Genomic DNA, 18963 nt, shown 5'->3' on the forward strand with positions numbered 1-18963 from the left:
TGTCTCCGTGTCGGTTCGTCGTCCGGGTTGTTCGGTCGTCGTCGCCGCTCGCCTCGCCTCAGTCGTCGGCGAGGCGCTCGCACACGTCGACGAGCACGTCGATGGCGCTGTCGAACTCGGCGAGGTCGAGGTGTTCGTTCGGGGCGTGGTCGAGGTCGGAGTCGCCGGGACCGTAGGTCGCCATCGGGCAGTCCCACGTGCCGGCGAAGATGTTCATGTCGCTGGTCCCGGTCTTGCGGAGGAGCCGGGGCTTCACGCCGCCGACGTTGCGGATGGCGACGCGGAACGCCCGCGCCACGTCGGTTCGGGGGTTCATCATGACCGGCGGGATGGGCTTGTTCCAGTGGACGCCGCCGCGGGTGAGCTCGCCCTCCGCGACCTCGCGCACGTCGTCGATAGCGAGCCGCGGCGGGACGCGGAACTGCACGTCAACCGTCGCCTCAACCGCGAGGCCGTCGTCGCTCGGGCCGCCGTCGAACGTCACGGGCTTGGTCGTCACCGTGTCGAAGACGCCGTCGCGCTCCTCGTCGAAGAAGTCGGCCACGCGGGACCACCACGCGACCGCGGACTGGATGGCGTTCTCCTCGGGGCGCGAGGAGTGACCGAGTTCGCTCGTCGCGATGTACGTCCCGGAGAGGAAGCCGCGGTAGCCGAGCGTGACGCCGTCCCAACCGGAGGGCTCGCCGTTGACGAGGGCGTCGGGCTCCTCGCGGTCTTCCACGAGGTGCCACGCGCCGCGCGAGGAGGTCTCCTCGCCGACGACGCCGACGAACGAGACGCCCGTCTCGACGGCCGCCGCGGCCATCGAACAGAGCGGTCCGGTCGCGTCGACGCTGCCGCGTCCCCAGAGGACGCCGTCTTCGATTTTCACCGGCACGTCGCCGGGGACGGTGTCGATGTGGGAGGTGAGAAGCACCGCGTCGTCGGCCGGCGCGCGGACGTTGCCGACCTCGTCTATCCACACCTCGCGGTCGTGCGCCTCGAAGAACGCCTTCAGCACCTCGGCGGCCGCCTCCTCCTCACCCGACACCGAGGGCGTCGAGACCATGTCGTAGAGGAGGTGGCGCGCCTCGGCCCACTCGCCTTCGTCGAGGGCGTCGGTCCCGTCGTCGGAGACGGCGCTCGCGTCGGTCTCGGCGTCGGCCGCTCCCGCGTTCTCCACGTCTGCCTCGTCGTCTTCGCGTTCGATTTCGGCGTTCATGATAACACGTTCGTCATGGCGTCGACCGCGCGGTCGGCGTGTTCCTCCTCGATGACCAGCGGCGGCAGGAACCGGACGACTGTCCGGCCCGCCGGGAGCGCGAGCAACTGCTCGGACAGCGCGAGGTGCTTCAGCGTGCGGTTCGCGCCGCGTTTGACCTCGACGCCGACCATGAGGCCGTCGCCGCGGACCTCGCGGACCGGCAGGTCGTGTTCCTCGACGGCGGCTTCGAGTTCCGTCGTGAGGTAGTCGCCCACCGCGGCCGCGTGGCCCGGCAGGTCTTCCTCGACGATTGTGTCGAGGGTGGCGTTCGCCGCCGCACAGACCACGGGACCGCCGGAGAACGTCGAGCCGTGGGAGGCCGCGCCGTCGGCAATCCAGTCGGCACACAGCGTCGCGCCGAGCGGGAGACCGTTGGCGATGCCCTTCGCGCTCGTCAGGACGTCGGGGACGACACCGGCGTTCTCGCAGGCCCACAGCGACCCGGTGCGACCGATGCCGGTCTGAATCTCGTCGAAGACGAGCGCCGCGCCGGCGTCCTCGGTCAGGTCGCGGGCGGTCTGGAGATATTCCGCCGTCGCGGGGTTGATGCCGCCTTCGCCCTGAATCGGTTCGAGGAAGACCGCGGCCGTCTCGTCGTCGACGGCCTCGGCGAGTTCCGCTTCGTCGCCGTAGCTGACGAACTCGACGCCGCCGGCGACCGGCTCGTAGGGCTTTTTGTACTTCTGTTTCCACGTGAGCGCGAGGCTCCCGAGGGTGCGACCGTGGAAGGCGCGCTTCGTGGCGACGATTTTCTGGCGGCCGGTCGCCGAGCGGGCGAACTTCATCGCCGCCTCGTTTGCCTCCGTGCCGGAGTTACAGAGCCAGACGTTCGAGATGTCGCCGGGCGCGAGCGTCGCCAGCTTCTCGTACAGTTCCGTGCGGACCTCGACGGGGTACGACGCCTGCACGTAGGTCAGCTTCGCGGCCTGCTCCTGAATCGCCGAGGTGACCGCGGGGTGGGAGTGGCCGAGCGCCGCGACGGCGTAGCTCGCGCCGAAGTCGAGGTATTCGGTGCCGTCGTCCGAGTAGAGATACGGTCCCTCGCCGGACTCGATGGCGATGGGTTTCTCGTTGAAGACGAAGCCGGACATTACTGCTCAGCCTCCTCAGCCTCGACCAGCGCGCCGGGCGTCACGTGCGTACCGCCGCCGTTGAGCGCCGTCACGATGGGGTCGTTGAGGTTCGCGTCGGAGACGACGACCTCGGCGGCCCCGCCGTCGAGCGCCTCCTTCGCGGCCATGACCTTCTTGGTCATGAACCCCTCAGCGGCCGATTCGAGCGCCGAGAACTCCTCGGGCGTGTCGGCCGTCTCGATGAGCGTCGACTCGTCGTCGGGGTCGGCGTAGACGCCCTTCACGTCGGTGAGGACGACGAGTTTCGCGCCGAGCGCGCCCGCGACAGCGGCCGCGGCGCGGTCGGCGTCGGCGTTAACCGGCACGCCGTCGTCGGCGAGCATCGGCACGGTCACGACGGGCGTGTAGCCGCCGTCGAGGAGGGTTTCGAGGAGCGTCGCGTTCACCGAGGTAATCTTCCCGGAGTGGTCGCCGCGCTTTATCTTCTTCTTGCCGTCTTCGACGACGCGGACGGCCGACTTGCGCGGGCCGGTCAGGAGACCGCCGTCGACGCCCGAGAGGCCGAGCGCGTCGACGCCCGCCTCGCGGAACAGCGCCGTCAGGTCCGTGTTGAGCTTGCCGGGCATCACCATCGAGAAGACCTCCATGGTGCGCTCGTCGGTGAAGCGCCCGGAGACGCCCGAGGGCGACTCGACGTACGTCGGCTCCTCGCCGAGTTCTTCGAGCGTCTCGTCGACGGCGGTCGAGCCGCCGTGGACGACGACGACGTCGGTGCCGTTGGCGACGAGGTGGGCCACGTCGGAGACGGCCCCCTGCGGGTCGACGGCTTTCGCGCCGCCGATTTTGACGACGACCGGCGGCTCGGAACCGCCATCGGTGAGTAGGTTCGCTTCGTTGTCGACGAGCTGTTCGTGTGCCGCGAGCAGTTCCTCGCGTGTGTATCCTGTCATAGTCGAAATGGTGCGTAAATCGTGGGTCGGGGCGAGCGTTCGGGGGCGGTGCGGTCAGGGCGAGCCGACGGGGTGGAAGCCGGTGAAGTCGAGTCCGGCGGTCTCGTCCAGCCCGAGCGCGATGTTGGCGGCGTGGACCGCCTGCCCCGCGGAGCCTTTCATCATGTTGTCGATGGCCGAGAAGACGACGAGTCGTCGGTTTCCGGGGTCGATTTCGAAGCCGACCTCGCCGAAGTTCGTCCCGGCGACCGACTTCGGTTCCGGGTAGCGGTAGACGCCGCCGCCGCCGGCGACGGTGCGCATGAACGGTTCGTCGCCGTAGGAGCCGCGGAACGCTTTCCACATGTCGCCCTTCGAGACGGGGCCGTCGGGGAAGACGTGACAGGTCGCCGCCGCGCCGCGGACCATGTCGACCGCGTGGACGGTAAACGAGACCGAAAGTCCGAGGTACTCCTCGATTTCGGCCTCGTGGCGGTGGCCGGTCGGCGCGTAGGGGCGGACGATGCCCGAGCGCTCGGCGTGCGACGACGCCTTGCTCGCGCCCGCGCCGCCCTCCGACGAGCCGACTTTCACGTCCACGACGACCTGCTCGTCGCCGGAGAGGATGCCGGCGTCGAAAAGCGGCTTGAGGCCGAGAATCGTCGCGGTCGCGTTACAGCCGCCCGCGGCGATGAGGTCCGCGCCGGGGAGGTTCTCGCGGTTCAGTTCGGGGAGCGCGTACTCCGACTGTTCGAGGTATTCGGGGCAGACGTGGCCGTCGTACCACTCGTCGTACTGCGCCGCCTCCGAGAGGCGGAAGTCCGCGGAGAGGTCGACGACGGTGTCCGCCGCGTCCTGAAAGGCGTCGATGTGCTCCATCGAGACGCCGTGGGGCGTCGCCGTGAACAGCACGTCGACGGATTCGAGGTCCTCCGGCGAGGTGAAACGGAGGTCGAGGTGACGAAGGTTCGGGTGGACGTGACCGACGGTTTTGCGCTCGTAGGAGCGGCTCGTCGCCTGTTCGATATCGAAGTTCGGGTGGCCGTCGAGCAGACGGAGCAGTTCGCCGCCGGTGAACCCGGAGCCGCCGACGACGCCCGCGGTGAGCTGGTCGCTCACGCCGAGACCTCCGCCAGCGACTGCTCGCCGTCGGCCTTGGCTTCGAGCCAGTCGACGACCGTCGCGGGAACGTCCGCCTCGACGGCGTCGTTGAGCGCCTTGAACTCGACGGTGTGGTTGACCTCGTGGACGGTGTAACTATCTCCCGTCTCCATGAGGTCGACGCCGAGCAGGCCGCCGCCGACCGCGTCGGACGCCTGCTTCACGAGTTCCTTCGCGCGGTCGTCGAGTTCGAACTCCTCGACGCTCGCGCCCTTCGCGGCGTTCGTGAGCCAGTGGTCCGACGAGCGGACCATCGCGGCGACGGGTTCGCCGTCGACGGCGAGCACGCGGATGTCGCGGCCCGGCTTCTCGACGAACTCCTGGATGTAGAACACCTTGTGCTCGTAGTTGCCGAGCGTCGACTTGTGTTCGAGGATGGCCTCGGCGGCCGACTCGGAGTCGATTTTCGCCATCAGGCGACCCCACGAGCCGACCACCGGCTTGAGGACGCAGGGGTAGCCGAACTCCTCGACGATTTCCATCGCCGATTCGACCGTGAACGCGACTTTCGTGTTCGGCGTGGGAACGCCCGCGTCCGCGAGCGCGAGGCTGTTTTTCGCCTTGTCGGCGCAGATGTCGGCGGTCTCGTGGGAGTTGACGACCGGGATTCCGTACGACTGCAGGAAGCGCGTGATGTAGATGCTCCTGCTCGTCGCCAGACAGCGGTCGACCACCACGTCGAGTCCGTCGAACGATTCCGGCGGCTCAGTGAGGTCGAACTGCTCTTTCCGAACGTCTATCTTCGTCACCTCGTGGCCGCGGTCGCGAAGCTCGTTGAGCAGGAGCTTCTCGTCGCGGCGAATCCGGGAATAGAGCAGTCCAACGTGCAATTTACTCTCCCCAGTCCTCTTCGAGTTCGGGCGCTTCTTCGAGTGTCACGGGGTCGAGGGAGACGACTTCCAGCTCTGCGCCCGTGGCGGGGCTGTCGATGATTTCGCCGACTTCGACGTCGGCCGGCAGCTCGATTTCCTCTCCGCTCAGCGGGTCTTCCGCGGTGATGGTGTCGCTCATTACATCCGTGGCTGGTCGACGGACGGTATTAAAGGCGTCGAAAATTACGCGAGGAAAATAAGCGCAAAGAAGTCTCTAACGGGTGTTATCTGTCGAATCGGCCGAACGTACGGACCGACCGAACGACGCGTCGAGCTTGGGTGCCACGCTCACTCGACGCCGGAGACGGGACCGGTCGTCGGACCGGTCGACCCGTCCCCCGCGTCGGGCGTGGTCGTCGTCGTCGCCGCGGTTCCGGTCGGGGTCGTCGGAGCCCCGCCGGTCGTCGCGGCGCGGCCGCTCGGGGTCGTCGGAGCAGGCCGGCGGGCGTCGCGCGGTCGGACTCAGACATAGCTCGAAACCTCCTCGTCGAGACCCTCGGCGGCCGCCGCGAGCGAGTCGCGGGCGTCGGCGACGGCGGCGGCGTCGTCCGAGAGCTCGTCGCGGGCCGTCGACAGCGTCGCCTCCACGGCGGCGGGCGCGGGCCCGCCGACCGAATCGCGACTCGCCACGCTCTCGGTCGGGTCGAGCGCGGCGTCGACGGCCTCGGCTGTCACGTGCGTAAAGAGTGACTCACCTAATACGTCCGTAGCGACGGCGTCAAGTGTTGCCACGTCGGGCGTTCCCTCGGAGCGGGCGGCCGCCTCCGCGACGACCTCGTGGGCCGTGCGGAACGGCAGGCCGGCCATCGCCAGCAGGTCCGCCACGCCGGTCGCGGTCGAAAAGCCGTCGCCCGCGGCCGCGGCGAGTTCGTCCTCGGGCCACGTCGCCGACCCGACCGCGCCCGCGGCCACCGCGGCCGCCTCGGCCACGTCGTCGACGGTGCGGAACGCGTGTTTGTGGGCGCGCTGGAGGTCGCGGTTGTACGCGCGCGGCAGTCCCTTCAGCGTCGTCAGGAGGCCGGTGAGTTCCCCGACGGCGTCGCCCGCGACGGCGCGGACGAGCTCCACCGTGTCGGGGTTCTTCTTCTGCGGCATGATGGACGACGTCGACGAGTAGTCGTCCGATAGCTCGACGAGCCCCTTGTTCGAGAATATCACGAGGTCCTCGGCGAGGCCGGAGAGCGTGACCGCGTGGGTCGTGAGCGCCGACAGCGTCTCCGCGAGGAAGTCGCGGGTCGCCGAGGCGTCCATCGAGTTCTCCATCACGCGGTCGAAGCCGAGCAGGTCGGACACGAGTTCGCGGTTCACGTCGAATGGCGTGCCCGCGAACGCCGCCGACCCGAGCGGCGACTGGTTGATGCGCTCGTACGCGCACATGAGGCGGGCGCAGTCGCGGGCGACCGCCCGCTCGTACGAGCACAGGAAGTGCGCGACCGTCGTCGGTTGCGCGGGCTGGAGGTGCGTGTAGCCGGGCATCACCGTCTCGGTGTGTTCGGCGGCCGTCTCGATTAACGACTCGCGCAGGGCGAGCGCGGCGTCGAGGGCCGAAAGCACGTCCTCGCGCAGGCGGTAGCGGATGCAGGTCGCCACCTCGTCGTTGCGCGAGCGGGCGGTGTGCATCTTCCCGCCGTCGGGGCCGACGATGTCGATGACGGCGGCCTCGATGGCCTCGTGGACGTCTTCGCCGCCCGAAAGCGCGTCGTGGCCCGCGGCCTCGACCTCGTCCAGCGCGGCGAGAATCTCGCTTGCGACCTCGGACTCGATGACGTCCTGTGACGCGAGCATCACGACGTGCGCCCGGTCGACGGCGAGGTCGGCCTCGAAGATGCGCTCGTCGGCCGCGAGGCTCGACATGAACCCGCGGGCGGGGCCGCCGCTGAAGCGGTCCCGGCGGATGACGCCCTCGGAGTCGCCGTCCTCGCCTGCCATCTCAGTCGCTACCGCCGTCGGCGGCGAGCTCGGGCTTCTGCTTTTCGACGCTCTGGTTGGCGAGACGCGCCTGGAAGCCGTGGTACTTGGCGACGCCCGTGGCGTCGGCCTGCTCGATGCCGTCGACCGTCTCCGTGTTGAAGGAGGCGGCCGACTCGGAGTAGGCGGCGTACTCGGACTCGCGGCCGACCGGGCGGGCCTGTCCGCCCTCGAACTTGATGGTCACGGTGCCCGTGACGCGCTGTTGGGTCTTCTCGACGAAGGCGTTCAGCGCGCCCACGAGCGGGGCGTCGATGAGGCCCTCGTAGGCCTTCTGGGACCACTCGTTGTCGACGGTGGCCTTGAAGTCACGCTCTTCTTTCGTGAGGACGAGGCCTTCGAGCGCCTCGTGGGCGTTCAGGAGCGTCGTCGCGGCCGGGTGCTCGTAGTTCTCGCGCACCTTGAGGCCGAGCATGCGGTCTTCCATCATGTCGGTGCGGCCGACGCCGTGCTTGCCGGCCTTCTCGTTGAGAAGCGAGATGAGTTCGAGGGGTTCGAGTTCCTCGTCGTCGACGGCGACCGGGTAGCCGTCTTCGAACGCGATTTCGATGAGCTCCGTCTCGTCCGAGGGCTGGTCGGTCCACTCGTAGATGTCCTCCGGCGGGACGTAGCCGGGGTCTTCGAGGTTGCCGCCCTCGATGGAACGGCTCCAGAGGTTCGTGTCGATGGACCAGACGCCCTCGTTGCCGCCCTGCACCGGGAGGTCCTTCTCGGCGGCGTACTCGATTTCCCACTCGCGGGTCATGCCCATCTCGCGGACGGGCGCGATGACTTCGAGGTCGGAGGCGCGCCAGACCGCCTCGAAGCGGAGCTGGTCGTTACCCTTGCCCGTACAGCCGTGCGCGATGCCGTCACAGTCCTGCTCCTCCGCGAGTCCGAGGATGGCCTTGGCGATGACCGGGCGCGCGAGCGCGGTGCCGAGCGGATAGCCCTGATAGTCCGCGTTGGCGCACACCGAGTCGAGACAGAGCTGTGCGAACTCCTGTTTCGCGTCGACGACGTGGTGCTCCAGTCCGAGGGCCTCGGCCGTCTCGTAGGCCTCCTCGAACTCCTCTTCGGGCTGGCCGACGTCGACGGTGACGCCGACGACTTCGTCGTATCCGTACTCCTCTTCGAGAATCGGGACGCAGACTGTCGTGTCGAGTCCGCCCGAGAACGCGAGTGCGACTTTCTTCATGTACTCGTCTGTGGCGGGGACATACAGATAAATTCTTTGCATTCGTTTTATGAAATTAAGTGGTAGAGATGCCTATGGGCACGAAAACAGGAGATTAGCGATTTCGACGTGTCCCGAAGGAGATGATGATTGTGGCCCTAAAGGGCCCGTCGTCGGGGTCGGACAGCCGCGGCTCGCAGTGGGGCAAAAGTGGCGCAAGTACTGCGAGCCGCCATCGTTGTGAGACGCTACAACGTCGTCCCTATTAAACGCTTGCGGCGACGCAAACGTTTCCTCAGTCGAGCAACTCCCCGGCGAGTTCGACCAGCAGTTCGTTGTCGACGAGCGCGAGGACGAGCGCGATAATCGCGACCACGACGACTGCGATGACGAGCCACTCGATAAGGGTCATAGCACCCGCAACGTGACGACTCCTCCAATAAGTGTTCTGTGGCCGGCCGAGGCGGTCGGCGTCGACGGGGCGCAAACGCCGCGTCGGGACGAATCAGGCGCTCTCGGTCGAGGCCTCTCCGTCCGCCGCGCCGCCGCGGAAGACCAGTCGCTCCACGAGGTCCGACCGCTGCATCAGCACCGTCCCGAGCGCGCTCATGACGAAGACGTAGCCGACGGCGAACGCCGGGATGATTTCGCGCATCACCGGCGTCGTGCCCGCGGCGGCCAGCGCCGCGATGACGAGCGAGAACTCGCCGCGGGGGACCATCCCGACGCCGACCCGGAGCGACCGGTGCGCCGAGAGGTCGTACGCCCGGCCGCCGAGGTAGCCCGAGACGACCTTCGACGGCGTCGAAACGACGACCGCGATGGCCAGCGGGACGGCCGCCGCCGCCAACAGCGTCGGGTCGGTTCCGAGGCCGATCCAGAAGAAGAACACCGCGGCGAACACGTCGCGCACGGAGACGAGCAGGTGTTCGAGCCGCTCTCTGTGGCCGCTCGTCGAAAAGCCCATGCCGACGAAGAACGCCGCGACGGCCTCGCTCACCCCGAGCGCGAGCGCCGCGCCCGAGATGGGGACGACGACCGCGAGCGCCCGCAGGACGAACGCCTCCTGGTTCTCCACGTCGAGGACGCGGGCGAAAAGCGCCGTCCCGTACTGGACGGCCACGAACAGGAGGCCCAGGAAGCCGAAGGCGATGGCGAGCGACCGCCCGATGGCCGCGACGCCGCCGTCGCCGCCGAGCACGAGCGAGGTGACGACCGCGAGGTAGACCGCGATGGCGAGGTCCTCGAAGACGAGCGTGCCCAAAATCGGCTCCGACTCGGGGTCCGCAATCCACCCGAGGTCGATGAGCGTCTTCGTCACGATGGCCGACGACGAGATGTAGACGATGCCGCCGAGCAGGAGCGCCTCGACCGGCGACCACCCGAGGACGAGGCCGATGGCGACGCCGATGGGGAGGTTCACCGCGAGGTCGATGACGCCCGCGCGGCCGATTTTCGCCCCGGACGCCCGGAGCCGGTCGAGGCTGAACTCCAAGCCGAGGAAAAACAGGAGGAGGACGATACCGAGTTCCGCCAGAATCGTCACGACCTCGCCGTTCGGGACGTACGGGAGGCCGAACCGCCCGGCGACGTACGGTCCGGCGACGACGCCGCCGACGACGTAGAGGGGAATCACCGACAGGCCGAGGCGGAGCGCGACCGCTCCGACGACCGCGAGGACGGCGAACAGGTAGCCGAATTCGAGGAGCGCCGCCGCCATCAGGTCCCTTTGACGAGCGCGACGAAGTCTCGGCAGGCCGTCTTGGGACCGATGACGACGAGCGTGTCGCCGGCTTCGACCATCGCGTCGCCGCCGGGCGAGGTGATGACCTCGTCTCCGCGCTCGATGGCGATGACGGACGCGCCGGTCGCCTGTCTGAGGTCGGACTCGCGGAGGTTCTTGCCCGCGATGTCGGAGTCCGCGCCGACTTCGACCCACTCGATGAGCGTGTTGTCGCCCAGAAGCGTCTCGATGGTCTCGGTCTGGACCGGCTGGAAGTACGCGCCTTCGAGGAGCGTCCCCACCTGCCGGGCGAGCTTGTCGGTGAGCTCGAACAGCTTCTCCGAGTCGCTGTCGGCGCTCGCGCGCCGGAACACCTCTCGTTTCCCCGTGTTGTGCGTCACGATGACGAGCCGGGAGCCGTCGCCGAGCTCAACCTCGTGTTTCTTCCCGACGCCCGGAAGGTCGCTCTCGTAGACAGTCATGACTCGACGATTAGCGAGCGGACGAAATAAAGCCGCCTTCCGCTCAGGCGAGAAGCCAGAGCGTCACCGCGATGGCGGTACAGGCGACCGGCGGAATCGAGAGGTTGTCGTCGATGACGTAGCCGGCGACGACCGGCTTCGCGCCGTCGGCCAGCGTCGCGCCGGCGGCTCCGGCGGCCGCGGCGAGGCCGCCCGCGACGACCCCGAAGACGGGAATCACGAACGGCGCGGCGAGGACGAAACAGACCGCGAACATCGCCGCGAGCGTCCGCGCCGACTTCAGTTCGCCCACCGGCGCGGAGCCCATGAGGCCGCTTATCGGGTCGCCGATGGTGAGCATGAGCATCCCCGGCACCGCGATGTGTGGGCCGAACACCAGCGCGACGGCGGTCTGGCTGTAGACGTACAGCGCGTAGCCGGCGACGTTGTCCTGTTCGTACTCGCGGGTGAGCTCGTCGTAGACGACCCATTCGAGGCCGCCGAACAGCCGGAGCAGTTCGAGGACGCTGACGACCGCCGCGAGGAAGACGAACAGATACCCGAGGGTACGCCACTCGACCAGCCCGAGGAGGTACAAAAGCGGCATCCCCGAACCGCTCGCGTGGACCAGTCGCCGCTTCACCTCGGCGGTGCTCGGTCGCCCCACGGCGGGTTACGCCTCGACGACCTCGTTCTCGTCGAGCACGTCGTCGAACGAGGCGGTGCCGGCGCGCAGGCCGACGAGCGTTCCGACGAGGTCGTCGACGGGCAGTCGGACCTGCTTGCCGCTGTCGCGCTCGCGGATGGTGACGGTGTCGCCGCCGTCGCCTTCGAGCCCGTCGCGGTCGATGGTGATGCAGAACGGCGTGCCCACCTCGTCCTGTCGGCGGTAGCGCCGACCGATGCTGCCGGAGTCGTCGTAGACGACCGCGAAGCCGGCCGCGCGGAGTTCTTCGGCCACGTCGTCCGCGAGGTCGACAAGCTCGTCGACGTTGCTCACGAGCGGGAAGACGCCGACGTTCGTCGGCGCGACCGACGGCGAAAGCGAGAGGTAGCTCCGCGCCTCACCGTCGACCTCGTCGGTCTCGTACGCGTGCGCGAGGAGCGTGTACACCGTGCGGTCGATACCGAACGAGGGCTCGACCACGTGCGGCGTGATGTGCTCGCCCGCCTCTGTCTGCGTCTCGACCGAGAAGTTGGCCACGTCGGCGTCGACGGTGATTTCCTCGCCGTCGACGTCGAGGGTCACCTCGTCGGCGTCGAAGGCGTCGGGGTCGCGCTCGGCGAGCGTCTCCAGCGCCTCGGCCACGTCGGCGGCCTGCGCGCCGAACTCGGGGCCGAGCGTCGCCATGTCGGGGTCGACGACGGCGCGCTCGACCGTCTTCGGCTCGTCGTACTGCTGGAAGACGGTGAAGTCGTCGTCGCCGTACTCGCCGTGCTTCGAGAGGTCGTAGTCGCTGCGGTACGAGAACCCCGCGATCTCTATCCAGTCGCCGTCGACCTCGCTCTCGGCGTCCCAGCAGTCCGAGGAGTAGTGGGCGCGCTCGCCCGCGAGGTGCTGGCGGAAGCGGAAGCGGTCCATGTCGACGCCGACCGTCTCGTACCACTCCTGGGCGATGCCGAGGAAGTAGCCGAGCCACGCGTTGCCGATGATACCGTCTTCGACGGCCTCGCCGATGGTCGTCTCGACGTAGTCGCCGCCGTCGGCCTCCTGTTCGGTCGCGGGGTACAGAAGCACCTCGACGTCCTCGACCGCGGAGAGGTCGGCCTCGTCGCGCTCGGGGTCGATGAAGTGCTCCAGTTCGGCCTGCGTGAACTCGCGGGTGCGGACGATGCTCTTCCGCGGCGAAATCTCGTTGCGGTAGGCGCGACCGACCTGCGTCACGCCGAACGGGAGGCTGTTTCGCGCGTACTCCTTGATGCGCGGGAACTCCACGAAGATGCCCTGCGCCGTCTCGGGCCGGAGGTAGCCCGGCGTCGACGAGCCGGGGCCGATGTTCGTCTCGAACATGAGGTTGAAGTCCTCGACCGACTGGCCGGCGAGGTCCGCGCCGCAGGTCGGACAGACGAGGCCGAGGTCGGCGATTTTCTCCGCCGCTTCCTCGGGCGACAGCGTCTCCGCGTCCTCTAGCTCGGAGTTGTCCTCGATGAGGTGGTCCGCGCGGTGGGACTCGCCGCACTCGGCGCACTCGACGAGCATGTCGTCGAAGCCGTCGAGGTGGCCCGACGCCTCGAAGACGGGTTCGGGCATGATGGTCGGCGCTTCGATTTCGAGGTTGCCCTCCTGGACGGCGAAGCGCTCGCGCCACGCCTCCTCGACGTTGGACTTCAGGGCCGCGCCCTGCGGGCCGTAGGTGTAGAACCCGCCGACGCCGCCGTAGGCCTCCGAGGAGCCGAAGAAAAAGCCCCGGCGCTTTGCGAGTTCGGTGAGCGCGGCGGACTCGTCGCCCTCACTCATACAGCGCCTCCAGCAGGTTGACGTCGCGGACGACGCCGATGAGTTCGTCGCCGGACACCAGCGGAATCTGCTCGATGTCCTCGCGAATCATCGTCTGGGCGGCGTCCTTGGCGGTGACGCGCGTCGCGACGCTCACGAGGTCGTCGGTCATGAACTTCGAGACCGGCTCGGCCGGAATCTCGACGTTCCGGGTCGGGATGTAGCGGTTGCCCACCGCCTTGATTCCCTCCCACATCCACTCGTCGTCCTGGTTGGCGACCGAATCGCCGGTGCCGGCCTCGCCTTCGACGACGCGGGCGACCTCGATGATGTCGACTTCGGTCACGATGCCGGCCAGCGAGGCCTCGTCGTCGAGGACGATGGCGTAGGGCACGTTCGCGTAGAAAATCTCCCGCTCGACGATGTGGAGCGGCACGTCGACGTACGTCGTGTTCACGTCGCGGGCGGCGACGTCGCCGACCTCGGTCTCGCCGTCGATGTCGCCGCGGGCGATGGCCCGGACCACGTCGGTGACGGTGAGGATGCCCTCGATGGCGTCGCCGTCGACGACGGGGATTCGGCGCGCGCCCTCCGAGACCATCGTCGCGGCCACCGCTTCGAGCTCGTCGTCGGCGCTCGCGGTCGGCACCTCGCGGACGAGCACCGCCAGTTGGTCCTCGTCGGGGTGCTCGATGAGGTCCTCCCGAGAGATGAGCCCCCGGTACTTCGTCCCCTCGTCGGTCTCTTTCACCACAGGAACAGAAGAGAACCCACGCTCTTGGAGGTATTCCAGAACGTCGTCGCGGGTGCCCGGCAGGGACACCGTCACGACCTCCTCGCCGCGGGTCATCGCGTCGGCTACTTTCATACACCCGCTTTCTTTCCCCCGCCTAATGTACTCTGCGAACGCTTTCGCCTCGTTGGCAGGCGTCCGCCGCCGCTCACGGGCGCGTCCACGACGCGGGCGACGACCCGCGGACGGCGCGGCCTCCGGCTCAGTTCTCGCCGGCCGCGTCGTCGCCGCTGTTCGGCGCGTACCGCCGAATCGCGTCGAGGTTGGGGAAGAACTTCTCGGGGTCGTCGTGTTCGACGACGCCCACGACGGTGCCGTCGAGTTTCTGGAGGTAGGTGTACATCCGCCCCTCCTCGACGGCGACGGTCGCGCACTCAAGCGCCTCGCGGAGGTCCCACGCGCCGGCGATGAACACCGCGGTCTCGGCGTCCGGCGAGAACAGCGCCGTCACCATGTAGACGCGGCCGTCGTTCTCCGCGCGGTACACCTCGTACTCGGGGAACGAGGTCGCCTCGAACAGGTCGGAAACCGTCTCGGCCTTGTCGCCGGGGATGACGTACGCGAGGCCGAACGCCCCCTCGTCGCCCTTCCCGCTGGAGGGACCGAACGGGCCGCTGTCGCCCGCGGCGATGCGGACCGTCGTCCACCCGTCGTCCTCGAACTCGTCGGCCATCGCGGTCATGTCGTCGAGCGTCGCGCCCCACGCCTCGCGGCGACGGTCCGCCTCGCCGGCGATGCGTTCGACCTCGGGCGTCTCGTCGTCTCCGAGTTCGGCCATACCCGTTCTGGACGACGTGTATGGTAAAAGGCATCGAAGGTCGCGGGCGGTCCGGGGCCGGTCAGTAGTTGATTTCGAAGACGACCTCCATCGCGTAGGAGGTCGCGAGGATACAGACCGACGCGAGGAGGAGTTTCACCCCGCTCGACGGCCGCTCGTCGCCCGTCGCCGGTCGCAGTCGCGGCGGCAGTATCGCGTCGAGGGCGTCCCCGACGAGCTTCTCGACGCCGACGGGCTCGTCGCTCCCCGAGAACAGGCCGCCGTCGCTGTCGCCGTTGCCGCCGTTTCCGCCGTTTCCGTCCCCGCGTTTCCACGCCGCCTTCGGGCGGACTTTGAGCGACGCGTAGCCGAACATGGCGAACCCGAGAAAGAACATGAGCCACTTCGCGCCGGGCAGTCCGTTGCCGGCGAGCGTGCTCACGACGGCGGTCACGACGAACACCACGCCGGTGAGCGAGACGGCGTAGACCACGGCGTCGATGGCCTTGACGCCGAGTCGGCGTGGGTCGAACTCCATGGCTATCGGACGAGCGTCTCGAAGACGGTCGCCGGCTCCTCGTACTCGGCGTCGTGGCGGTGACAGAGGCTCAGTCGCCCCCGGTCGCCGACCGCGAGCTGTTCGGGCCGCTCGTGGTCACAGACGCTTCCGAACTCCTCGCGGAGGTAGGTCCGCGCGGCGTCTTCGTCGTCGTTTTCGGCGTAGTCGGCGGCCTCGCGGACGTGGGTCATCACGTCCGACGGCACGTCGAGGTCGCCGAACAGTTCGGGGATGATTTCGTCCATGCCGGCGCGGTGGCTCTCGCGGCCGAGCAGTTCTCGAACGCGGTCGCCGAGCGACGGGTCGGCGCGCGAGCGCTCCCGAAGCACCTCGCGGAAGACCTCGATGCGCTCCCAGACGTCGGGGTCCATGTCCCTGTACGCCGCCGGGCGAATCTTCACCGGACAGCGCGTCGAGAACGGACAGCCCGCCGGCGGGTCCCGCGGGCTCGGCGGCGTCCCGCGAAGGGTGATGCGGTCGCGCTCGACCGTCGGGTCAGGCTCCGGAATCGACGACAACAGCGCGTGGGTGTACGGGTTCGCCGGCTCGTCGAACAGCTCGTCGGCCGGGCCGATTTCCATCATGTTGCCGAGGTACATCACGGCGACGCGGTCGCAGATGTGGCGGACGACCGCGAGGTCGTGGGCGATAAACAGGTACGTCAGCCCGAACTCGTTTTGCAGGTCTTCGAGCAGGTTGAGAATCTTCGCCTGCACGGACACGTCGAGCGCCGACACCGGCTCGTCGAGGATGATGAACTCCGGTTCGAGCGCGAGCGCGCGGGCGATGCCGATGCGCTGGCGCTGGCCGCCGGAGAACTGGTGGGGGTAGCGGTAGTAGTGCTGTTCCTGCAGGCCGACGGTTTCGAGCAGTTCGCGGACGCGCTCGCGGCGTTCGGACGGCGTCTTCCAGTCGTGGACGTCGAGCGGCTCGCGGACGATTTCGCCGACGGTCATCCGCTCGTTGAGGCTCGAATCGGGGTCCTGGAACACCATCTGCACGTCCTTGCGGAACTGCTTGAGGTCGGAGCCGGACAGCGTGGTGATGTCCGTGCCGTTGAGTTTGACCTCGCCCGCGGTGGCCTCTTCGAGGCGCATCAGCGTGCGGCCGAGCGTGGACTTCCCACAGCCGGACTCGCCGACGAGCCCGAGCGTCTCGCCGCGCTGGATGTCGAACGAGACGCCGTCGACCGCCTTCACGGGATTGCTCCCGAGGAGGCCGCCGTCCTCGTAGTAGGTCTTGAGGTCGTTGACTTCGAGAATGGTCTCTCCGCGCGCCGTCGTGGGTCGCTCTTCTTCAGTGGGTGTGGTACTCATCGCGTGTCACCTCCGCGCTGTCCGCCCTCCCGGTGGACGGCGACCGCCTCCTCCGTGGGGAGGTCTTCGGGGTACAGCAGACACGACGCGCGGTGGTCGCCCGCGCCGTCGCCGACGTCGACGGGTTCGGGGTGGACCGTGTCGCACTCGGCGAACGCCTTCGGACACCGGGGGGCGAACCGGCAGTACGTCGGGTCCTCGTTCGGCGTCGGCACGTCGCCCTCGATGGTCGCGAGGCGCTCGTTCTCGTCGAGTCCCTGTCCGGGGATGGAGTTGAGAAGCCCCTGCGTGTAGGGGTGTTTCGGCGATTCGAACAGTTCGACGACGGGGGCGCTCTCGACGATTTCGCCCGCGTACATCACGTTGACGCGGTCGGCGATTTCGGCGATGACGCCCATGTCGTGGGTGATGAACATGATGCCGAGGTCGCGCTCTTCTTGAAGCTCTTCGAGGAGCTCCAGAATCTGCGCCTGGATGGTCACGTCGAGCGCGGTCGTCGGCTCGTCGCAGATGAGCAGTTCGGGGTCGCACGCGAGCGCCATCGCGATGACGGCGCGCTGGCGCATCCCGCCGGAGAACTGGTGGGGGTACTCGCGGACGCGACGGTGGGCGTCCGGAATCCCGACCGCTTCGAGCAGTTCGATTGCCTCCTTCGTTGCCTTCGACCCGCTCAGCCCGCGGTGGAGGCGAAGCGCCTCCTTGATCTGGTTGCCGACGGTGTAAACGGGGTTCAGGCTCGTCAGCGGGTCCTGAAACACCATGGCGATACTGCCGCCGCGGATGGAGCGCATCTGCTTCGGCGACTTGTCGAGGAGGTCCTCGCCGTCGTACATGATGCGGCCGTTCTCGATGCGGCCGGGGTTCTCGACCAGTCGCATGATAGAGCGGGCCGTGACGGACTTGCCGGAGCCGGACTCGCCGACGATGCCCACGGTCTCGCCGCGGAAAATGTCGAACGAGATGCCGTCGACCGCTCGGATGACCTCCTTGTCGGTGTAGAACGACGTCCGGAGGTTCTCGACGGAGAGCAGGGGCTCGCCCCCGGTGCGGGTCGAACGCGCCTGTTCGGTGCTCATGCGCCACCTCCCGTGGCGGCGGCCTCGTCACCGGTGTCCGCCTGCGGGTCGATGGCGTCGCGGATGCCGTCGCCGAAGGCGTTCAGCCCGGTCACGACGAGCGTGATGAGGAGGCCGGGAACCAGCGAGATGTGCCACGAGGGGCTCGCGACGTACTGCTGTCCGTTGGCGATGAGCCGCCCCCACTCGGGGGTCGGCGCGGTGATGCCGAGCCCGAGATACGAGAGCCCGGCGACGCTAATGATGATTCCACCGAGACTGAGCGAGGCGTAGATGAGCATGTAGCTGAACACGTAGGGGGCCATGTGCTTGCGCATGACCTGCGTCGGCGTCTGTCCGAACGACTTCGCGGCGTCGATCCAGTCCTCCTCGGACACCTGGAGCGCCGGGCCACGTATCGACCGCCAGATGAACGGCCAGTAGACGACGCTGAAGATGAGGATGATGAGCACCGCGCCGTCGTACAACTCCCTGACCCAGGTGTTCTGGAAGATGACGAGCATCAAGATGAGGACCATGATGACCGGCAACGCCTGTACCGAGTCGGAGACTAACACCGTCGCCAAGTCCGCCAGCCCCTTGTAGTACGCCGTTATCATGGCCAAGCCGAGTCCGATGAGCCCGGCGATGCCCATGGCGACGACGGCGATGGTCAGGGATATCCTGGCCCCGAACACCACCTGTGTGAACAGGTCCTTCCCGTTCGTCGCCGTGCCGAACGGATGGAACCGCCCGTAGTCGTCGTACGTCAGCGGCGCGACGTTCTCGTCACCCGCGCCCTGCGACCCCGAGCCGAGGTTGGCCTCGCCGACGAGGACCGTCTCGGTGCTCTGGGTGTCTTCGCTCCAGTAGGTGACCTCGTAGTCGTACGGCTGGAGGATGTTCCGCTCCATCGTGGTCGGCCCGAGCGCGGGCGCGAATACCGCCATGACCACAAACGTGATGACGATAACGAGCCCGAACTTGCCCCAGGAGTGACCCCGGAAGCGGTTGACCACGTCGTCCCGCGGCGTCCAGTCGACGCGGCGGTAGTGGCGGCGGAATCGGGTGTAGCCGTTCCACGCCCACGCCAGCACTGCGAAGGCGTACGCGTAGACGAACGCGACCCGGATGAACCACGCGACCGCGGGCGAGAGCCCGAGGAAGGTGTTCTCGTAGCCCGTTCCGTTCCAGTAGCCCTGGTTCGGAATCACGTCGCGGGAGACGAGCGTCGGAACCGCGTTGAACGCCGCCTGCAACGACTGGACGGCGGACGCGCCGGGGTCACCGGGGAGGAGGTTGACGACCACGCCGGCGACGGCGCCGACGACTTGGAGGATAGCGCCCAGCTCGACGCCGATGAGGACGGCACCGACGGCGGCCCAAATCAGCGCTGGCTGGGGGTTCTCAGCGACTCGTTGTCGGAGCGGAATCTCGGTTTCGGTTGTCGTGCTCACTGT

Annotated in this window: 18 protein-coding genes; all 18 read right to left on the reverse strand. The window is 68.1% G+C overall.

Annotated elements, in window-relative coordinates:
• Positions 1–58: 58 nt before the first annotated feature.
• Positions 59–1201 (reverse strand): [LysW]-lysine hydrolase, encoded by a 1143-nt coding sequence (locus NDI65_RS14535; RefSeq protein ID WP_310893779.1) that lies wholly within the window; start codon positions 1199–1201, stop codon positions 59–61.
• The gene (locus NDI65_RS14540) at positions 1198–2334 is read right to left on the reverse strand and encodes an acetylornithine/succinylornithine family transaminase (RefSeq protein WP_310893780.1); all 1137 of its coding nucleotides are present in this window, start codon (positions 2332–2334) and stop codon (positions 1198–1200) included. The genes NDI65_RS14535 and NDI65_RS14540 overlap by 4 nt, the downstream gene beginning before the upstream one ends.
• Complete coding sequence (locus NDI65_RS14545; protein ID WP_310893781.1) at positions 2334–3266, reverse strand: acetylglutamate/acetylaminoadipate kinase; 933 nt, start codon at positions 3264–3266, stop codon at positions 2334–2336. The genes NDI65_RS14540 and NDI65_RS14545 overlap by 1 nt, the downstream gene beginning before the upstream one ends.
• 54 nt (positions 3267–3320) lie before the next feature.
• Positions 3321–4364, reverse strand: coding sequence for an N-acetyl-gamma-glutamyl-phosphate reductase (gene argC, locus NDI65_RS14550; RefSeq protein WP_089777153.1), 1044 nt, complete (start codon positions 4362–4364; stop codon positions 3321–3323).
• Entirely contained in the window at positions 4361–5236 is an 876-nt protein-coding gene (gene lysX / locus NDI65_RS14555; protein WP_089777154.1) for a lysine biosynthesis protein LysX, read from the reverse strand. The genes argC and lysX overlap by 4 nt, the downstream gene beginning before the upstream one ends.
• Before the next feature lies 1 nt (position 5237).
• Positions 5238–5417 carry a lysine biosynthesis protein LysW gene (gene lysW / locus NDI65_RS14560; RefSeq protein ID WP_004045057.1) on the reverse strand — a complete coding sequence of 60 codons (180 nt, stop codon included), beginning with the start codon at positions 5415–5417 and terminating at the stop codon, positions 5238–5240.
• A 323-nt stretch (positions 5418–5740) separates the two neighbouring features.
• Positions 5741–7207, reverse strand: coding sequence for an argininosuccinate lyase (gene argH, locus NDI65_RS14565; RefSeq protein WP_310893782.1), 1467 nt, complete (start codon positions 7205–7207; stop codon positions 5741–5743).
• Between the two features lies 1 nt (position 7208).
• Positions 7209–8423, reverse strand: a complete 1215-nt coding sequence (locus tag NDI65_RS14570) for an argininosuccinate synthase (RefSeq protein ID WP_310893783.1) — start codon at positions 8421–8423, stop codon at positions 7209–7211.
• 484 nt (positions 8424–8907) lie between these two features.
• Entirely contained in the window at positions 8908–10122 is a 1215-nt protein-coding gene (locus tag NDI65_RS14575) for a cation:proton antiporter (protein WP_089777157.1), read from the reverse strand.
• Complete coding sequence (locus tag NDI65_RS14580; RefSeq protein ID WP_089777158.1) at positions 10122–10607, reverse strand: TrkA C-terminal domain-containing protein; 486 nt, start codon at positions 10605–10607, stop codon at positions 10122–10124. Before NDI65_RS14580 ends, NDI65_RS14575 begins: the two co-directional genes overlap by 1 nt.
• Positions 10608–10650: 43 nt before the next feature.
• Complete coding sequence (locus tag NDI65_RS14585; RefSeq protein ID WP_310893784.1) at positions 10651–11253, reverse strand: dolichol kinase; 603 nt, start codon at positions 11251–11253, stop codon at positions 10651–10653.
• 6 nt (positions 11254–11259) lie between these two features.
• Positions 11260–13044, reverse strand: coding sequence for a glycine--tRNA ligase (glyS, locus tag NDI65_RS14590; protein WP_089777159.1), 1785 nt, complete (start codon positions 13042–13044; stop codon positions 11260–11262).
• Positions 13037–13891, reverse strand: a complete 855-nt coding sequence (locus tag NDI65_RS14595; RefSeq protein WP_089777160.1) for a CBS domain-containing protein — start codon at positions 13889–13891, stop codon at positions 13037–13039. Before NDI65_RS14595 ends, glyS begins: the two co-directional genes overlap by 8 nt.
• Positions 13892–14018: 127 nt before the next feature.
• A complete protein-coding gene (locus NDI65_RS14600) occupies positions 14019–14594 on the reverse strand; it encodes a hypothetical protein (protein WP_089777161.1) in 576 nt (191 codons plus the stop codon).
• Between the two features lie 61 nt (positions 14595–14655).
• Positions 14656–15111, reverse strand: a complete 456-nt coding sequence (locus tag NDI65_RS14605) for a hypothetical protein (RefSeq protein WP_089777162.1) — start codon at positions 15109–15111, stop codon at positions 14656–14658.
• Between the two features lie 2 nt (positions 15112–15113).
• A complete protein-coding gene (locus NDI65_RS14610; protein ID WP_089777163.1) occupies positions 15114–16448 on the reverse strand; it encodes an ABC transporter ATP-binding protein in 1335 nt (444 codons plus the stop codon).
• Complete coding sequence (locus tag NDI65_RS14615) at positions 16445–17524, reverse strand: ABC transporter ATP-binding protein (protein WP_007275832.1); 1080 nt, start codon at positions 17522–17524, stop codon at positions 16445–16447. Before NDI65_RS14615 ends, NDI65_RS14610 begins: the two co-directional genes overlap by 4 nt.
• Positions 17521–18960, reverse strand: a complete 1440-nt coding sequence (locus NDI65_RS14620) for an ABC transporter permease (protein WP_007275833.1) — start codon at positions 18958–18960, stop codon at positions 17521–17523. The genes NDI65_RS14615 and NDI65_RS14620 overlap by 4 nt, the downstream gene beginning before the upstream one ends.
• Between the last annotated feature and the right edge of the window lie 3 nt (positions 18961–18963).

This window comes from Haloferax sp. S2CR25 (assembly GCF_031624535.1).
Lineage (GTDB): Archaea > Halobacteriota > Halobacteria > Halobacteriales > Haloferacaceae > Haloferax > Haloferax massiliensis.